Here is a 15,749-nt window from a genome sequence, read left to right as displayed (position 1 = left end):
GCGCCGCAGGCCGCCACGGGCGGAGGAAGGAGGCGTCGCGATGCATCCCGTTCACACCCCGGCGCCTCCGCGTACCGGCCGCTGAGCCGGCCCAGGCGCCTCCCGACTGCTCCGGAGGCAGCGTGTTCTTCCGTCCCACCGTCGAGTCCGACCTCGACGCCGTCCTCTCCGTCACCGTCACCGACCCGATCAGCTGGGCCGACCCCGAGCGGTACCGCCGCTTCCTCGACGCCGGCAGCTACCGTCCCGCGCACACCTGGATCGCCGAGGACGCCGACGGGCGGATGCTCGCCCGCGCCGTCTGGTGGACCTTCCCCGAGGGCGACCGTCCGCTCGCCCTCGACTGCATCTGGGTCGACGGGTCCGTCGCCGACCGGGTCGCCGTCGCCGCCGCGCTGCTGGGCGCCGCGCACCGGGCCTTCCCGGCCGGGGCGCTGCCCGAGTACCACCTCTTCCTGCCGCCGGGCTGGCGCCGGGACCCGGCCGTCGCCGCCGCGGTGCGCTGGCGGCAGGAGGCCGCGGCGCGCGCCGGGCTCGGCGCCGAGCTGGAACGGCTGCGCTACGAGTGGACGCCGGAGCTCCCGGTGCCCGCCGACCGCGGCCTGCTCGAGTTCCGGGCCGAGCCCGACGACGCCGCGTTCGTCGAGGTGTTCCGGCGGGTCGCCGTCGGCAGCCTCGACGACGACACCCGGCGCGGCCTCGAACGGGCCGACGCGCGGGCGCAGGCCGAGGAGACCCTGGCCGACTACCTGCGGATGCCCGGCGAACGCTCCTGGTGGCGGCTCGCGTACACCCCGCAGGGCGAGGTCGCGGGCTTCGCCATCCCCTCCGCCAACCAGGGCGGGCCGGTGGTCGGCTACCTCGGCGTCGTCCCCGAGCAGCGCGGCCGCGGCCTGGTCGACGACCTGCTCGGCGAGATCACCCGCTCCCACGCCGGCCGCGGCGCCCAGCGGATCGGGGCGGACACCGACTTCGGCAACGCCCCGATGGCCGCCGCCTTCGACCGGGCCGGCTACCGCAACTTCGGCGTCCGCCTGGTCCTCTCGGCGACCGCGCACTGACCCGACCGGCGACCGCGCACCGACCCGACCGGCGACGCGCACAGACCCGCCCCGGGCCGCGCGGGCCCGCCCTACCGAGGGGTAGGGCCCGCGCGGACAGGATCGCGGGTGCGCGTACCATCGGTGGGCCATGGAGAACACACCCGCATCCCCCGTGTCCAGTTACGTCGCCGTCGGTGACTCCTTCACCGAGGGCATGTGCGACGACCTGCTGCCCGACGGCCAGTACCGCGGCTGGGCCGACCGGGTCGCCGCCGCCCTTGCCGCCGAACGGCCCGGCCGGGAGTTCCGGTACGCGAACCTCGCGGTGCGCGGCAAGCTGATCGGCCAGATCTGCGAGGAACAGGTCGGCGCCGCCGCCGCGATGGGCACCGACCTGGTCACCCTCGCCGGCGGGCTGAACGACGTGCTGCGGCCCGGCTGCGACATCGACGACGTCGAGGAGCGCCTCGGCAAGGCCGCGGCGGCCCTGATCGCCGAAGGCCGGACCGTGGTGATGTTCACCAGCACCGACCCGACCCGCCGGCTGCCCGGCTCCACCCGGCTGCTGCCGGCGATCCTGCGGATGAAGGCGTTCGTCGAGTCGATCGCCCGCGACAACCCCGGGCGCGTCGTGGTGGTCGACCTGTACACCGCGCCGTGCTTCGACGACCGCCGGATGTGGGCCGAGGACCGCCTGCACCTCTCGCCGGAAGGGCACCGCCGGGTCGCCGCCGCCGTCCTGGAGGCGCTCGGCCGGCCCGCCGCCGAGGACTGGCGGGCCCCGCTCACCGCCGCCGCACCGCGCGGCCGGGGCGAGAAGCTGCGCGACGACCTGCGCTGGCTGCGCCTGCACCTCGGCCCGTGGATCGGCCGCCGGCTGCGCGGTCGCTCCTCCGGCGACGGCCGCCCCGCCAAGCGGCCCGAACTGCTCCCGTACGAGGGCTGAACACACCCGTCCGCCGCGCGTCCGGCCGCCCGACGTGCCGCCGCGCCCGGGATCCCGCCCGGCCCGACCGGTCGGTCCGGACCTGCCAGAATGGCGGAGTCCCGCGAGGAGAACCAGAGAAGGTGCCGGCTTCGTGACCATGCCAGTCGAACGCAAGATCGCCGATGAGCTGGGCGTCCGCGAAGGGCAGGTGAAGGCGGCCGTCGACCTGCTCGACGGCGGCTCCACCGTGCCGTTCATCGCCCGCTACCGCAAGGAGGCCACCGGCGCGCTCGACGACGCCCAACTGCGCACCCTGGAGGAGCGGCTGCGCTACCTCCGCGAGCTGGAGGAGCGCCGGACCGCCGTCCTGGAGTCGATCGGGGCCCAGGGCAAGCTGGACGACACGCTGCGCGCCCAGGTCCTCGCCGCGGACTCCAAGGCCCGCCTGGAGGACATCTACCTCCCGTTCAAGCCCAAGCGGCGCACCAAGGCGCAGATCGCCCGCGAGGCCGGCCTCGAACCGCTCGCCGACACCCTGCTCGCCGACCCCGCCCAGGACCCGGCCGCGGTCGCCGCCGGCTACCTGAACGAGGCCGTCGCCGACACCGCCGCCGCCCTGGACGGCGCCCGCTCGATCCTGGTCGAGCGCTTCGGCGAGGACGCCGACCTGGTCGGCTCGCTGCGCGAGCGGATGTGGACCCGCGGCCGCCTGGTCGCCAAGGTGCGCGACGGCAAGGAGCAGGACGGCGCCAAGTTCGCCGACTACTTCGACTTCGCCGAGCCGTACACCAAGCTCCCCTCGCACCGCATCCTCGCCATGCTGCGCGGCGAGAAGGAAGAGGTCCTCGACCTCGAACTCTCCCCGCTGGACGGCTCCGAGGCCACCGACCTGCCCGGCGAGAACGACTACGAGCAGCGCATCGCCGCCCGCTTCGGCATCGCCGACCGCGGCCGCCCCGGCGACAAGTGGCTGACCGACACCGTCCGTTGGGCCTGGCGCACCCGGATCCTGGTCCGGCTCGGCATCGACCTGCGCACCCGGCTGCGCGCCGAGGCCGAGGACGAGGCCGTCCGCGTCTTCGCCGCCAACCTGCGCGACCTGCTGCTCGCCGCACCCGCCGGCACCCGCGCCACCATGGGCCTCGACCCGGGCTTCCGGACCGGCGTGAAGGTCGCGATCGTGGACGCCACCGGCAAGGTCGTCGCCCACGACACCGTCTACCCCCACCAGCCCGCCAACAAGTGGGACGCCGCGATCGCCACCCTGGCGGCGCTGGCGAAGAAGCACGACGTCGACCTGGTCGCCATCGGCAACGGCACCGCCTCGCGCGAGACGGACAAGCTCGCCGGCGACCTGATCACCCGTCACCCCGACCTGGGGCTCACCAAGGCGATGGTCAGCGAGGCCGGCGCGTCCGTCTACTCGGCGTCCGCGTTCGCCTCGCAGGAGCTGCCCGGCCTGGACGTGTCGATCCGCGGCGCGGTCTCCATCGCCCGCCGACTGCAGGACCCCCTGGCCGAGCTGGTGAAGATCGACCCCAAGTCGATCGGCGTCGGCCAGTACCAGCACGACCTCAGCGAGGTGAAGCTCTCCCGCTCGCTGGACGCCGTGGTCGAGGACTGCGTCAACGCCGTCGGCGTGGACGTCAACACCGCGTCGGCGCCGCTGCTCACCCGGGTCTCCGGCATCACCGGCACGCTCGCCGACAACATCGTCGCCCACCGCGACGCCAACGGGCCGTTCCGCACCCGCAAGGCGCTCAAGGACGTGGCCCGGCTCGGCCCGAAGGCGTTCGAGCAGTGCGCGGGCTTCCTGCGGATCGCGGACGGCGACGACCCGCTGGACGCCTCCGCCGTGCACCCCGAGGCGTACCCCGTGGTGCGCCGGATCCTCGCCGCGACCGGCGGCGACCTGCGGACCCTGATCGGCAACGGGGCCGTCCTGCGGTCGCTGAAGCCCGGCGAGTTCGCCGACGACACCTTCGGCGTGCCCACCGTCACCGACATCCTCGGCGAGCTCGACAAGCCCGGCCGCGACCCGCGCCCCGCGTTCCGGACCGCGACCTTCAAGGAGGGCGTCGACAAGATCGGCGACCTGGAGGTCGGCATGGTGCTGGAGGGCGTCGTCACCAACGTGGCGGCGTTCGGCGCGTTCGTCGACATCGGCGTGCACCAGGACGGCCTGGTCCACGTGTCGGCGCTGTCGAAGACCTTCGTCAAGGACCCGCGCGAGGTCGTCAAGCCCGGCGACATCGTCAAGGTCCGGGTCACCGCCGTCGACGTGCCGCGCAAGCGGATCGGGCTGACGCTGCGGCTCGACGACGACGTGAAGTCCGGCGGCGGGGGTGGGGGCAACGGCGGTGGCGAGCGGCGCGACCGCGACCGGCGGCCGCCGCGCCAGGACCGCCGCGGCGGTGGCGGCAACCAGCCGCCGGCGGCCAACAGCGCCATGGCGGACGCACTCCGCCGGGCCGGCCTGACCAAGTAGGACGAACCGCCAGGGGCGCGGAGGACCGCGCGGCCGGCCACCCCGTCCCGGGGCGCACGGCTGGACGCGCGGGTCCGCGCGCCCCTACCGGTACTGCTCGACCGCGAGGTCGACGAGCTCGCCCCACCACGCTTCGCGGCCCCGCACCAGGAGCCGCTTGGCCTCCGCCGGCTCCATCGGGCGGACCTCCACGACCTGCTCGCCGTCCGCCGGATTGGTCGGCGCGGAGTCGACCACGACCTCCGCCCAGCCCCACAGCCACGCCTTCTCGGGGTGCGGCTGCCACGGCCGGTACGGCACCGGGTGGTCGGTCACCGCGCGGTGCGCGCCGATCCACCGCGCGGGTCCGACCAGCCGGGCGCCCGCCTCCTCGCGCAACTCGCGTTCCAGGCAGGACTCCACGGACTCGGCGGCCTCCCGCGTACCGCCGGGCAGGAACCAGTGGCCGCGGACGTCGCGGCACAGCACGACCAGCCCGTCGGTGAACCCCACCAGGTGGATGTTGGTGATCAGCCCGTCCGGCGGCAGCTCGGCCGAGAACTGGGCGTCGATGCCGCCCCAGGCCCAGCGCTGGGGCGCGTGCAGGATCGGGAACCGGGCTGCGAGGGCCGCGAGTTCCGCTGCTCTGTCCGTGGTGTCCGTCATTGATCGATCGTAGTGCCCGATGATCCCCGACGCCGGGATATTCGCTGTTCGGAGGTGGGGGGCGGGCTGGCATCATGTCGGCGGAGACTAGGGGGCAGGCAACCATGGCACTGGACGACCGGACCGCGACCGCCGTCGGCTTTCTGCTGCGGATGGCGGACGACGGGATCGCCGAGCGGGTCCGCGCCCGGCTCGGCCTCGACGAGGGGCGGGCCGCCGCCGGGGGCGTCGTCGACAACTCCTTCCGCAGCGAGGTGCGCCAAGCCCCCGCGCAGGTCCGGCTGTGGCTGCTGCAGGCGGACGACCCGGAGGTCAACGCGGCCCTGTTCGGCATGGGCGTGCTGCCCGCCGGCCTCGCCCGCGACGTGGCCGACGGCGTGCCGTTCGGACCGGGGGACGCCGGACGGAGGGTCGAGCGCAGCCCGTACGTCACCGCCGTCCGGCCGGACGACGAGCGGCTCGGTGAGGGTCTCGCCCTGCCCCGGATCCTGGAGCGGCTGTACGGAGCGGTCACCCGCGGATCGCTGAAGCGCGCCCGGCGGGCGGCGCAGGAGGTGCGCAGCGCGGACTGGCCCGGCGTCGCGGCGGCCCACGCCGAGCGGCCGCTGCCCGGCTACGCCCGCTGGGCGCTCGCCGGGCGGTTCGACTGCCCGCCCTCGCTGCGGACGGCCTTCGGCACGCACGCCAAGTTCACCCACCGGCTGCGGGAGGCCGGGATCGTCGAGGGCCTGGACGACCTGGTGACCGGAGTGGCGCCGGCGATCTCCGCGCTGCCCCTGCTGGACGTCCTGTACCGGGCGCAGCCGCGCGTGGTGGACCGCAGCGCGTCGGCGGTCCGCCCGCTGGTGCACGAGCGGCTCGGCGGGCACGTCGAGGCCTGGGCGATCGTGGCGCAGCTCCTTCCCGAGTTCATCGGCACCACGGCCGAACTCGTCGACCTGGCGGCGGCCGTCGCCGGCCCCGAGCCGGAGGGGCCGTGGGGGTGAGCGGGCACGTGGTCGACCTGACGGACCGGCGGGCCCTGGCGGAGTGGCGGCCCGCGCCGCCGGAGGTAGTGGCGCAGGCACGGCGGTTGAAGGAGGCGGCGCTGCTGGACTTCGGGCTGACCGAGTCCGCGGTGGCGTCGTGGCTGTACGCGAAGTGCCGTCACCAGGTGCCGACGACGGCGGTGGAGACGGCGGCGGTGGTGGCGTCCGGCGACGGGACGTGCCTGCTGCTGTACAACCCGCGGTTCTTCGTGGCGGTGGGCCTGGCGGGGGTGAAGTTCGTGCTGTTCCACGAGGCGCGGCACCTGCTGCAGCGGCACCTGTTCGCGGAGCCGGAGCTGCGGGCGGACCCGGTGTTCCGGGTGGCGACCGAGGTGTCGATCAACCACGTGGCGATGGTCCGCCTCGGCCGTACCGGCCTGCCGCTGCTGGACGGTGAGCCGGTGGGGATCGACCCGCGGGGGATCCACGCCCGGTACGTCGCGGATCTGACCGCGCAGGGCCTGGACGCGCTGGCGTACCCGGACTTCGTGGAGACGGACCAGAGCGTGTACCGGGAGCTGCTGCGGATGACGGATCCGCCGGTGCCGGCGCACCGGTGCCTGCACCTGCTGCCGGGCGGCGTGCCCGCCGACCAGGAGACGGTCGACCGGATCGGCTCCTCGGTGCTGCTGAACACGCTGCTCGCGGCGCGCCGCGGCCAGGCCCTGGCGGAGCGCGAGCTGCTCGACCTGCTGGACCGGACGGACGGCGCGTCCGAGCGCGCGACCCGGCTGTGGGGCACGCTCGGCGCGGGCGCGTTGCGCGGCACCGCCGGCGCGACCCGCCGGGTCGACTGGTGGCAGCGCTGGCTGGTCGACGTGCTGGCGAGCAAGCTGTCCGAGGGCGAGCGGCTGGTGTACCCGAAGAAGCGCGGCGCCCTGCTGGCGGCGCTCGGGCAGCCGCCGACGCTGTCGCGGCGCGGGCCGGTGCGCACCAAGGTGCTGGTGGTCGCGTACGACACCTCGGGGTCGATGCCGGCCCACGTGGTCGAGTGGCTGACCGAACTCGTCGGCCGGATCGACGGGGTGGAGGCGCACTGGCTGTCCTTCGACGGCGTGGTGATGCCGTTCCGGCCGGGCGAGCGGGTGTACGGAGGCGGCGGTACGAGTTTCCAGGCGGTCGCCGACCACGTGGAGGGCCGGACGCCGACCGCCGAGGGGCGGGCGTTCGAGGAACGCCCGGACGCGGTGGTCGTGCTCACCGACGGCTACGCCCCGCACATCACCCCCGCCGAGCCCGAGAAGTGGATCTGGCTGATCACCGAGGGCGGCGACGACTGGCCCGACCACCACACCCCGCAGATGGCGTGCCACCGGGTCACCACAGGAGCATCATGACCACCACCGCGCCCGCCGTCCGGACCTGGCGGCCGAACGCCACCTACCCGGCTCCGCCGGAGGGCTGGACCGGTACCTCTCCGCTGGAGTCCTTCATCGACGCGATGATCGAGCTCGGCCAGACCGGCCAGGTCTTCGGCGAGCACGGCATCGGCAAGACGTCGACCTTCCACTCGCACCTCGCCGCGGCGTACCCGGACGCGGTGCTGGTGGTCGTCCCGGCGGCCAACCTGACCCCGGACGACCTGCTGGCCAACGCCCCGGTGCGGGACGAGGCCACCGGCGAACTGGTGCTGCGGCAGCTGGTGATGAGCCAGCTGAAGCCGGGCCGGCCGTTCGTGCTGCTGATCGACGACTCGCTGCAGGCGGGGGAGACGATCCAGTCGCAGCTGATGCAGATCGCCTGCAACTGGACGCTCGGCGGGTACGACCTGCGGGCGCTGGGCTGCATCGGGGTGTTCCTCACCGACAACGAGTCACTGGCGGAGACCAGCGCCCGGCGCAGCGACCTGGCGATCCTGGACCGGATGGTGACCCTGCGGATCACCGCCAACGACACCGCCTGGCGGCACCGGCTGGCCGCGGTCCACCGGGACCGGGACCTGTCCAAGGTGTTCCGGATCTGGGCGTCGCTCGACCCGGCGATGCGCGAACTGCTCTCGCCGCGCACCCTGGAGCACGTGCTGGCGATGGCCCGGGAGGGCTTCCCGCTGGTGTGGGGGCTCCCCCTGGTCAACGGGGAGCGGATGCGGCTCGCCGAGCCGGGGAAGGGCGGCAGACCGGGCCGGGACCGGACCGGTGAGGTCCTCGACCGGATCGCGGCCGCCCTGGGCGTGCCCAATCCGGACCGGATCGCCGACCCGGTCCGCCGGGTGGTGGAGGCGGCGCTCGCCAACCGCTGGGCGGTCCTGCTGCAGGGCCCGCCCGGCTGCGGGAAGACCGAGCTGGTCCGGGAGCTGACCCGGGCGGCGCTGGGCCACGACGCGCTGTACTTCTCGATGCCGGTGACCAACGTCGAGGACCTCTGCGCGCCCGTCCCCACCCCGGACGGCGCGCTGGAGAACCTGCTCGCCGCCGACTTCACCGGCCCGGGGCCGAAGGCGATCATCTGGGACGAGTACAACCGGCCCAAGGACAAGGCGGCCTTCGCGAAGCTGATGGAGATCACCCAGGAGTGGTCGATCGCCGGCCGCCCGATCGAGGGCCTGCGCGCCCAGATCGCCCTGCAGAACCCGCCGTACCACCTGGGCCGCAAGCTGCTGGTCGCCCGCAACAACATCGCCCAGGCGACCCGGTTCACCGCCTCGCTGACCGTCACCCCGGCGGACATCCCGGCCAACGAGTGGCTGATCCGGCACTACGGCCGGGACGCCGAGACGGTGCTGGAGTGGTGGAAGAACGACCTCGACGAGGACGGCCGGGCATGGATCACCAAGCGCACCATGGAGCGCCTGATCAAGCTCCACCGGCGCGGCCTGCCCCTGCAGTTGGGCACCGTCTACCTGGGTGACGGCGAGTACGCCCCGGTGTCGCTGACCGCGCTCACCGACCGGCTCGCCGGGCGGCAGGTCACCGGGCTGAAGGAGATCGCCCGCGACCTGGACGGCTGGCTCGCCCGGCTGCGCTCCGCCGCGGCGGCCGGGGCGGAGGGCAACGACGACACCGACGTGGTCCACCAGGCGGTGGCCAACGCCGAGTTGAGCCAGCTGGAGAAGCACCGCAAGGCGGTGGCGGCGCTGGTCGCGCTGCTGCCGGCGAAGCTGCGCTCCACCTACCTGGTGGGTGCCTCCGCCGAGCAGCAGCGGTACTGGATGAAGGTGTTCGCGCAGATCCGCGGCTGACGGGAGGTCAGGGCGGCGGGGTGCGGCGGACGCCGCGCACCGCCGCCACGTCCGGGGCCACCGCCGCCCGCCGGCGGCCGGCCGGTCACCACTCCGCCACCCGGTAGTCCTTGAGGAAGACGCCGGAGAGCGGGTCGCCCGCCTCGCCCCGGACGATCGGGTCGTACACCCGGGCCGCGCCGTCCACGATGTCCAGCGGGGTGCGGAAGCCGTGCGCGGCCAGCCGGGACTTCTTCGGCAGCGGATTCTCGTCGGTGATCCAGCCGGTGTCCACGGCGCACATGTGCACGCCCCGGCCCGCCAGTTCGGCGGCGCTGGTGCGGGTCAGCATGTTGAGCGCCGCTTTCGCCATGTTGGTGTGCGGGTGGCCGGGCATCTTGTTGCGGACCGCGAACCGGCCCTCCACGGCGGTCACGTTGACGACGTACCGGGAGGGGCGCGGGGAGGCCAGCAGCAGCGGCAGCAGGCGGTCGCAGAGCAGCGCCGGCGCGAGCGCGTTGACCAGCTGGGTCTCCAGCACCTCCGCCGGGTCCAGGCCGCCGAGCGTCGCGGACCAGGAGTTGGCCGCCGCGGTGTCGGGGAGCAGCCCGGCCTCGTCCACGGCCGGCAGCACCCGGCCGTCCATCGCGGCGGGCGCCAGTTCGGCGGCGGGCCAGGCGGCGGTCAGCGCGGGCATCGGGGTGAAGCCGGGCGCGTGCGAGACCAGGGCCGGGGCCGGGCCGTCCTCGCCCGCCGCGAGCACCGCATACGCCTCGGGCGGGCGGCGCAGGGTCTGGGCGGCGTTGTTCACCAGGATGTCCAGGGGCCGGCCGTCGGCGCGCAACTGCTCGCACAGGCCCAGCACCTGGCGCGGGTCGCGCAGGTCGATGCCGACCACCCGCAGCCGGTCCAGCCACCCCTCGCTGCCCTCGGCCGCCCGGAAGCGGCGGACCGTGTCGTGCGGGAAGCGGCTGGTGACGATCAGCTCCGCGCCGTCCCGCAGCAGCATCAGGGCCAGCTGGAAGCCGATCTTGACCCGGCCGCCGGTCAGCAGCGCCCGGCGGCCGCGCAGGTCGGTGGAGAGCGCCCGGCGGGCCGTGTTGTCCGCCGCGCAGGCCGGGCAGAGCAGGTGGTAGAAGCCGTCCACCTGACGGTAAGTCGACTTGCAGACATAGCAGCGCCGGGAGCGGCGCAGCTCGCCCACCGGGCCGGCGGCGGGCGGCGGCGCCAGCGGCGCGTCCTCGCGGCGGCCCCTGGCGCCGGTGGCGGTCGCGGCGAGCAGCGCGGCGTCGGCGTCGGTCGCGGTCTCCCGGCGCTCCTGCCGGCGGCCGCGACGGCCGTCCCGGACGAAGGACTCGGCGACCCGCTCGGCCCGCAGCCGCACCGGATGGTCGGCGGGCAGCGCCCGCAGCCGCCCGACCGTCCGGTCGAACGCGGCCAGCTCCGCGTCGTCCAGCTCGACCTGCGACATCGTTCCTCCGGGTGCGGCCTGCGTCGGGTGCCGCCCGGGGGCCGGATTCGAACCGGCGTCTGCGCGATGCCATCGCGCCGCGCCTGCCTCTGCGCTACGCCCGGGGGTGAGAGGGATGCTAGCCGCTCGGCCGCGGCGGTCGGCAAGCGGATTCCGCGCTGGTGGGCCCGGCCGGATTCGAACCGGCGTCCCCCCGGTTCTGGAGACCGGTCGCGTCTGCCTCTGCGCTACGGGGCCCTGGCTGCCACTCGGGGGCCGGATTCGAACCGGCGTGCTCCGCCCTGAGAAGGCGGCGCGCCTGCCCCTGCGCTACGCCCGGGTGACGGTACGGATGGTAGCGCGGGGAACGGCGTGGACCCGACCGGATTCGAACCGGCGTGGACGTCCGAGCAGGACGTTGCGTCTGCCTCTGCGCTACGGGCCCGTGCACCTGAGCCGCCCGGGGGCCGGATTCGAACCGGCGTGCTCCGCCTTGTGGGGGCGGCGGCGTCTGCCTCTGCGCCCACGCCCGGGGGCGGCAGTGATGCTACCGCGCGCCGGAGGCGCCGGCGCCCGCGGCTACCAGGTCGGTGCGGGAACGGTGGTGACCCCCAGGGTGCTCTGCGCGGGCAGCAGGCCGGACCGGATGACGGCCAGGAACAGCGGGACCATCAACTCCATGAAGCGTTCGGTGCCCGCGGTGCCGAGGGCCCGCCAGGGTGCGGCGGCGAGCTGGTCGGTGAGCCGCTCCACCTCGTTGCGCCCGGCCCGGCCCCGCTCGGTGGCGGCGCCGTCCGCGTCCACCCAGCCGCGGGCCGCCAGCCGCTCGGTCGCGGCGGCCCACTCCTGCCCGGTCCAGCCGCGGCCGGCGAAGTTGGCGGCCGGTGCGGCCCCGATGGCCGCGAAGGAGACCAGGGATTCGCACGGGTCGAGCCCGGCGGCCATCAGCGCGGCCAGGTGTCCGTCGCCCCGGTGCTCGCGCAGGACGGTGAGGGCCTGCCAGAGGTCGAGGTGCGGCTCCTCGGCCGGGCCCAGCGCCGCGTTGGCGGCGGTGAGCGGCCGCCCGGCGCTGTCGGCGGCCGCGGCGTCGGCGGCGCGCCGCGCCAGGCCGACCAGTTCGGCGAGGTCGGGCATCCCGGCCGGTTCGCCGAACAGGGCCCGGTAGGTGGCGTCCACGGCCCGCAGGCGGGCGTCCAGGACGGCCGCCGGCTCGGCCACGGCCCAGGCGGCGGGGACGTGGCGGGCGACCGCGGCCGGGCTGAAGCTGTAGAAGGCGGCGGCGGTGAGCTCCGCGCCGACGGCGCCCAGCGGGGCGGCGCGCCAGGCGAAGTAGCTCGGCCAGCGGTCCTCGACGTCGTACCCGAGCCGGGCCGCCTCGGCGAACGCCTCCGGAGCGAAGTACAGCACCGCGTGGGCGGGCTCCAGGTGGTGCCAGGCGCGGCGGGGCAGGGCGCGGTCGAAGGGCACGGTTGCCTCCCGGGTGGTGTTCGGGGTGGGACGACCACCGATCGAACACCACCCGGACGGGCCTGTCCAACGGGAACTGACGGGAGGTCAGCCCGAGTACTGCGCGAAGATCTTCGAGAACTCGTACGGGCTCTGCGCGACGTTGGTGCACTTGTAGAGCGGGCCGCCGGTGCAGGCGTTGCGGTCGCGGGTCATCTCCCAGAACGCCAGCACGCCCAGGTGCTTCTGCTTGGCGAAGGCCACCAGCTGCTGGGCGTCGGCCTGGTTGTAGACGCCGTGGTCGTCGTTCTCGCCGAGCATCGGGGTCACGCCGGTCATCGCCCACAGCTGGGCGTCGGTCCTGGCGGGGTAGAGCGCCTTGATCTGGTCGTGGGTGGACTGGGCGGCCTGCACGGCGTCGTCGCCGTAGTCGGTGGCGGGCCGGTTGTAGTCCATCGCCATCACGTTGACCAGGTCCAGGTCCACGCCCTTGTCGCGGGCGGAGCGGACCACGGAGACCCCCTCGGCGGTCAGGCCCTCCGGCAGCACCGGCAGGGTGAGCGACACCTTCAGGCCGGGGTGGGCCTGCTGCAGCTTGGCGAGCGCCGCCGAACGGCGGTCGTTGGCGGCGGTGTCGGGGACCGCGGCGCCCTCGATGTCGAAGTCGACGTACCTCAGGTCGTACGCCTTCACCACCGCGTCGTACTCGGCGAACAGCGAGTCCACCGTCGAGCAGGCCTGGGCGAGTTCGGTGCCGGAGGCGCCGCCGAAGGAGACCTTGACGTCGCCGCCGGCCGCGCGCAGGGCGTCGATCTGGTCCTTGCCCCAGCCGCTGCGCGGGTTGTAGGCGTTGAACCAGGTGGCCCTGCAGCCGGTGGAGGTGACGAACGCCAGCGTGAAGGACTTCAGGTTGCCCGCCGCCGCGAGGTCGGTCAGCACCGGGGTCGGCCAGGAGCCCAGGTCCACGTAGGGGGCGACCGGGACGGCGACGTTCGGCGGGGGAGCGGTGGCGGTGGACGACGGCGACGCGGAGGCGGAGGCGGACGCCGAGGCCGAGGCGGACGGGGACGGCGAGGAGCTGCTCGGCGGCGGGCCGGTGGGCGTTCCGCCGGGGCCGGAGAGCACGATGTCGTCGGCGGTGTACGCGCCCTGCCCGTACCAGCCGTGCAGGTAGACGGTGACGCTGGTGGTGGCCGCGCCGGTGGTGAAGCTGGTGGACAGCTGCTGCCAGGAGCTGCCGCCGGGCGTCCAGGTGGCGGGGTCGGTGACGCCGCTGCCGGTCGCGCCGAGGTACACGTACTGGCCCTGCACCCAGGCGCTCAGCGAGTAGGTGGTGTTCGGCCGGACGGCGACGGTCTGGCTGCACTGGGCGGTACCGGACGCGGAGACCGCCCCGCGCAGCGCGTACGAGCCGCCGTGCACGGGCGAGTTGACGACCGTGCCGGTGCCGCCGGCGCAGCTCCAGGCGCCGAGCGCGCCGGACTCCAGGCCGGGGTCGGCGAGCAGGTTGGTCGCGGCGGCGTCGGCGGTGGCGCCGAGGCCGGCCAGGCCGCCGGCGGCGAGTGCGGCGGCGCAGAGCGCGGGCACGAGGACGGAACGCCGCCGGGCGGCGTGGCGGTGGAGCTCGCGTGGCATGGGGGTTGCCTTTCGGACGTGCCGCGGCGGCCGGGACGTGGACGGGGCGTCACGGGCGGAGCGGATGTGGGGGTTCGGTCCTGACGCGGTGCCGGGTCGGGCGGCTCCGCGTTCAAAATGGACTGGACCACTTGTGCACGTCAAGCGAACTCATCCGGTTTGACCAGACCTTGAGGTTCCGGCCCGGTCCGCTTGACTTCGAGTGCACTCCAAGGGACAGGCTGGTTCCCGCACGACCGGTTCGGAACGAAGAGGAGTGAGGGCGATGCGTACCACCACACTGGGCAGCGGCGGACCCGAGGTCGGCGTGGTCGGGCTCGGCTGCATGGGGATGACCTGGGCGTACGACCCCAACGGCCGGGACGACTCGACCTCGGTGGAGGTGATCCGGGCCGCGCTCGACCTGGGGTCCACGCTGATCGACACGGCCGACATCTACGGCCCGTACGACAACGAGGAGTTGGTCGGCAAGGCGCTGGCCGGCGAGTTCCGCGAGCGGGCGGTGCTGGCCACCAAGGTCGGCCTGGTGCCGGGCACCGGCGGGGCGCGGATCGGCAACGACGGCCGGCCGGAGCACGTGCGGCGCTCGATCGACGACAGCCTGCGCCGCCTGGGCACCGACCACGTCGACCTGTACCAGCTGCACCGGGTCGACCCGGCGGTGCCGATCGAGGAGACCTGGGGCGCGCTGGCGGAGGCGGTGCGGGCGGGGAAGGCGTTGCGGATCGGCCTGTCCGAGGTGACGGTGGAGCAGATCGAGCGGGCCCGGGCGGTGCACCCGGTGGCCTCGGTGCAGTCCGAGCTGTCGCTGTGGACCCGCGACGCGCTGGACGAGGTGCTGCCGTACACCGAGGAGCACGGCATCGCCTTCCTGCCGTTCTCCCCGCTCGGCCGGGGGTTCCTGACCGGCCGGTTCGCCTCGGCCGAGGACATTCCGGCGGACGACTGGCGCTCCAACCTGCCGCGCTTCCAGGCGGACGCGCTGGCGGCCAACCTGGCGCTGGTGGAGAAGGTGAAGGAGATCGCCGCCCGGCACGGGGCGACGCCCGCGCAGGTGGCGCTGGCCTGGGTGCTGGCCCAGGGCCGGTACGTGGTGCCGATCCCGGGCACCAAGACGCCCAAGTACCTCGCGGACAACGCGGGTTCGGCCGACGTGCGGCTCACCGCGGCCGACCTGGCGGAGCTGGACGCGCTGCCCCCGGCGGTCGGCTCCCGCTACTGAGCCGGTGCAGTGCGGGCCCCGCCGCGCGCAGGACGCACGGCGGGGCCTCCCGGAGGCTCAGCGCTCGCGGATCCAGATCTGCCGGCGGCCGGTCTCGGACGGGGCGCTGATCGGGACCTCCTCGACCCGGTCGAAGCGGTAGCCGAGCCGGCGCGGGACGCCGGCGCTCGCGGTGTTCGCCTCGTCGCAGTGGATCTCCACCCGCACGATCCCGGGCAGCGCGAGCGCGGCCTCGGTGAGCGCCCGGGCCGCGCCGGTGGCGATGCCGCGCCCGGTGTGCGCGGCGTCCACCCAGTAGCCGAGCTCCAGCGCGCCCGCGCCGATCCGGCCGTGCAGGCCGAACGCGCCGAGCACCGCGGCGGGGTCGGCGGCGGTGTCGACCACGTACATGAAGTCGGTGCCCTCGTCCCAGATCCGCTCGCCGGCGGCGGCCATCTCCACGCTCTGCGCCATCTCGGGGGCCCGGCCGGCCCAGGGCATCCAGGGGCGCAGGTGCTCCAGGTTGGTGGTGACGGTGGCGTTCAGGCCGGCCGCGTCGGAGCGCCGGCGGCGGCGCAGCCGGTAGCCGTCGAAGAGCGGCAGCAACTCGGGCGGGCGGCCGGTGGTGACCGGTCGGGGCGTGCTGTCAGGGGCGTCCGGGGAGTGGCTCATGATCGGAGTATGGGCCACCCGGTACCGCCCTGACCAGCGCTTTCCCCGACCGGCCG

Annotated in this window: 12 protein-coding genes and 4 tRNA genes; 7 read left to right on the top strand and 9 right to left on the bottom strand. The window is 74.8% G+C overall.

Going from position 1 to position 15,749, the window contains the following annotated elements; translation table 11 throughout:
* Positions 1-122: 122 nt before the first annotated feature.
* From ABEB06_RS09565 to ABEB06_RS09555, 3 genes are all read left to right on the top strand, one after another.
* On the top strand, positions 123-1,061 hold the full coding sequence (locus ABEB06_RS09565; RefSeq protein WP_345696383.1) for a GNAT family N-acetyltransferase: 939 nt from the start codon (positions 123-125) through the stop codon (positions 1,059-1,061).
* Between the two features lie 130 nt (positions 1,062-1,191).
* The gene (locus tag ABEB06_RS09560; RefSeq protein WP_345696382.1) at positions 1,192-1,989 is read left to right on the top strand and encodes an SGNH/GDSL hydrolase family protein; all 798 of its coding nucleotides are present in this window, start codon (positions 1,192-1,194) and stop codon (positions 1,987-1,989) included.
* Between the two features lie 139 nt (positions 1,990-2,128).
* Complete coding sequence (locus ABEB06_RS09555) at positions 2,129-4,459, top strand: Tex family protein (protein ID WP_345701790.1); 2,331 nt, start codon at positions 2,129-2,131, stop codon at positions 4,457-4,459.
* A gap of 84 nt (positions 4,460-4,543) precedes the next feature.
* Here ABEB06_RS09555 and ABEB06_RS09550 read toward each other — a convergent pair whose 3' ends face one another.
* Positions 4,544-5,104 (bottom strand): NUDIX domain-containing protein, encoded by a 561-nt coding sequence (locus ABEB06_RS09550; RefSeq protein ID WP_345696381.1) that lies wholly within the window; start codon positions 5,102-5,104, stop codon positions 4,544-4,546.
* A gap of 104 nt (positions 5,105-5,208) precedes the next feature.
* Between ABEB06_RS09550 and ABEB06_RS09545 the strand changes: the two genes are divergently transcribed.
* The 3 genes from ABEB06_RS09545 to ABEB06_RS09535 are packed head-to-tail and all read left to right on the top strand — an operon-like array spanning position 5,209 to position 9,310.
* Positions 5,209-6,090 carry a hypothetical protein gene (locus tag ABEB06_RS09545; RefSeq protein ID WP_345696380.1) on the top strand — a complete coding sequence of 294 codons (882 nt, stop codon included), beginning with the start codon at positions 5,209-5,211 and terminating at the stop codon, positions 6,088-6,090.
* The gene (locus tag ABEB06_RS09540; protein WP_345696379.1) at positions 6,087-7,469 is read left to right on the top strand and encodes a hypothetical protein; all 1,383 of its coding nucleotides are present in this window, start codon (positions 6,087-6,089) and stop codon (positions 7,467-7,469) included. The genes ABEB06_RS09545 and ABEB06_RS09540 overlap by 4 nt, the downstream gene beginning before the upstream one ends.
* Entirely contained in the window at positions 7,466-9,310 is a 1,845-nt protein-coding gene (locus ABEB06_RS09535) for an AAA family ATPase (protein ID WP_345696378.1), read from the top strand. The genes ABEB06_RS09540 and ABEB06_RS09535 overlap by 4 nt, the downstream gene beginning before the upstream one ends.
* An 85-nt stretch (positions 9,311-9,395) precedes the next feature.
* On the opposite strand, the gene ABEB06_RS09530 is transcribed toward ABEB06_RS09535, so the two are convergent.
* The 7 genes from ABEB06_RS09530 to ABEB06_RS09500 all read right to left on the bottom strand — a co-directional run bounded on the left by ABEB06_RS09530 (position 9,396) and on the right by ABEB06_RS09500 (position 13,820).
* Positions 9,396-10,760, bottom strand: a complete 1,365-nt coding sequence (locus ABEB06_RS09530) for an SDR family NAD(P)-dependent oxidoreductase (protein WP_345696377.1) — start codon at positions 10,758-10,760, stop codon at positions 9,396-9,398.
* A gap of 159 nt (positions 10,761-10,919) precedes the next feature.
* A tRNA-Trp gene (locus ABEB06_RS09525) sits at positions 10,920-10,998 on the bottom strand.
* 8 nt (positions 10,999-11,006) lie between these two features.
* Positions 11,007-11,080, bottom strand: a tRNA-Glu gene (locus tag ABEB06_RS09520).
* A gap of 32 nt (positions 11,081-11,112) precedes the next feature.
* Positions 11,113-11,184, bottom strand: a tRNA-Ser gene (locus tag ABEB06_RS09515).
* A gap of 14 nt (positions 11,185-11,198) precedes the next feature.
* Positions 11,199-11,273 (bottom strand) — tRNA-Val (locus tag ABEB06_RS09510).
* A 45-nt stretch (positions 11,274-11,318) separates the two neighbouring features.
* Positions 11,319-12,206, bottom strand: a complete 888-nt coding sequence (locus ABEB06_RS09505; RefSeq protein ID WP_345696376.1) for an SCO6745 family protein — start codon at positions 12,204-12,206, stop codon at positions 11,319-11,321.
* Positions 12,207-12,293: 87 nt separating this feature from the next.
* Positions 12,294-13,820 (bottom strand): carbohydrate binding domain-containing protein, encoded by a 1,527-nt coding sequence (locus ABEB06_RS09500; protein ID WP_345696375.1) that lies wholly within the window; start codon positions 13,818-13,820, stop codon positions 12,294-12,296.
* A gap of 265 nt (positions 13,821-14,085) precedes the next feature.
* Between ABEB06_RS09500 and ABEB06_RS09495 the strand changes: the two genes are divergently transcribed.
* Positions 14,086-15,042 (top strand): aldo/keto reductase, encoded by a 957-nt coding sequence (locus ABEB06_RS09495; RefSeq protein WP_345696374.1) that lies wholly within the window; start codon positions 14,086-14,088, stop codon positions 15,040-15,042.
* A 57-nt stretch (positions 15,043-15,099) separates the two neighbouring features.
* On the opposite strand, the gene ABEB06_RS09490 is transcribed toward ABEB06_RS09495, so the two are convergent.
* Positions 15,100-15,693 carry a GNAT family N-acetyltransferase gene (locus ABEB06_RS09490; RefSeq protein WP_345696373.1) on the bottom strand — a complete coding sequence of 198 codons (594 nt, stop codon included), beginning with the start codon at positions 15,691-15,693 and terminating at the stop codon, positions 15,100-15,102.
* Between the last annotated feature and the right edge of the window lie 56 nt (positions 15,694-15,749).

It is taken from the genome of Kitasatospora terrestris (assembly GCF_039542905.1).
In the GTDB taxonomy this organism is placed as follows: domain Bacteria; phylum Actinomycetota; class Actinomycetes; order Streptomycetales; family Streptomycetaceae; genus Kitasatospora; species Kitasatospora terrestris.
This window is presented reverse-complemented; position numbering and strand designations above follow the sequence as displayed.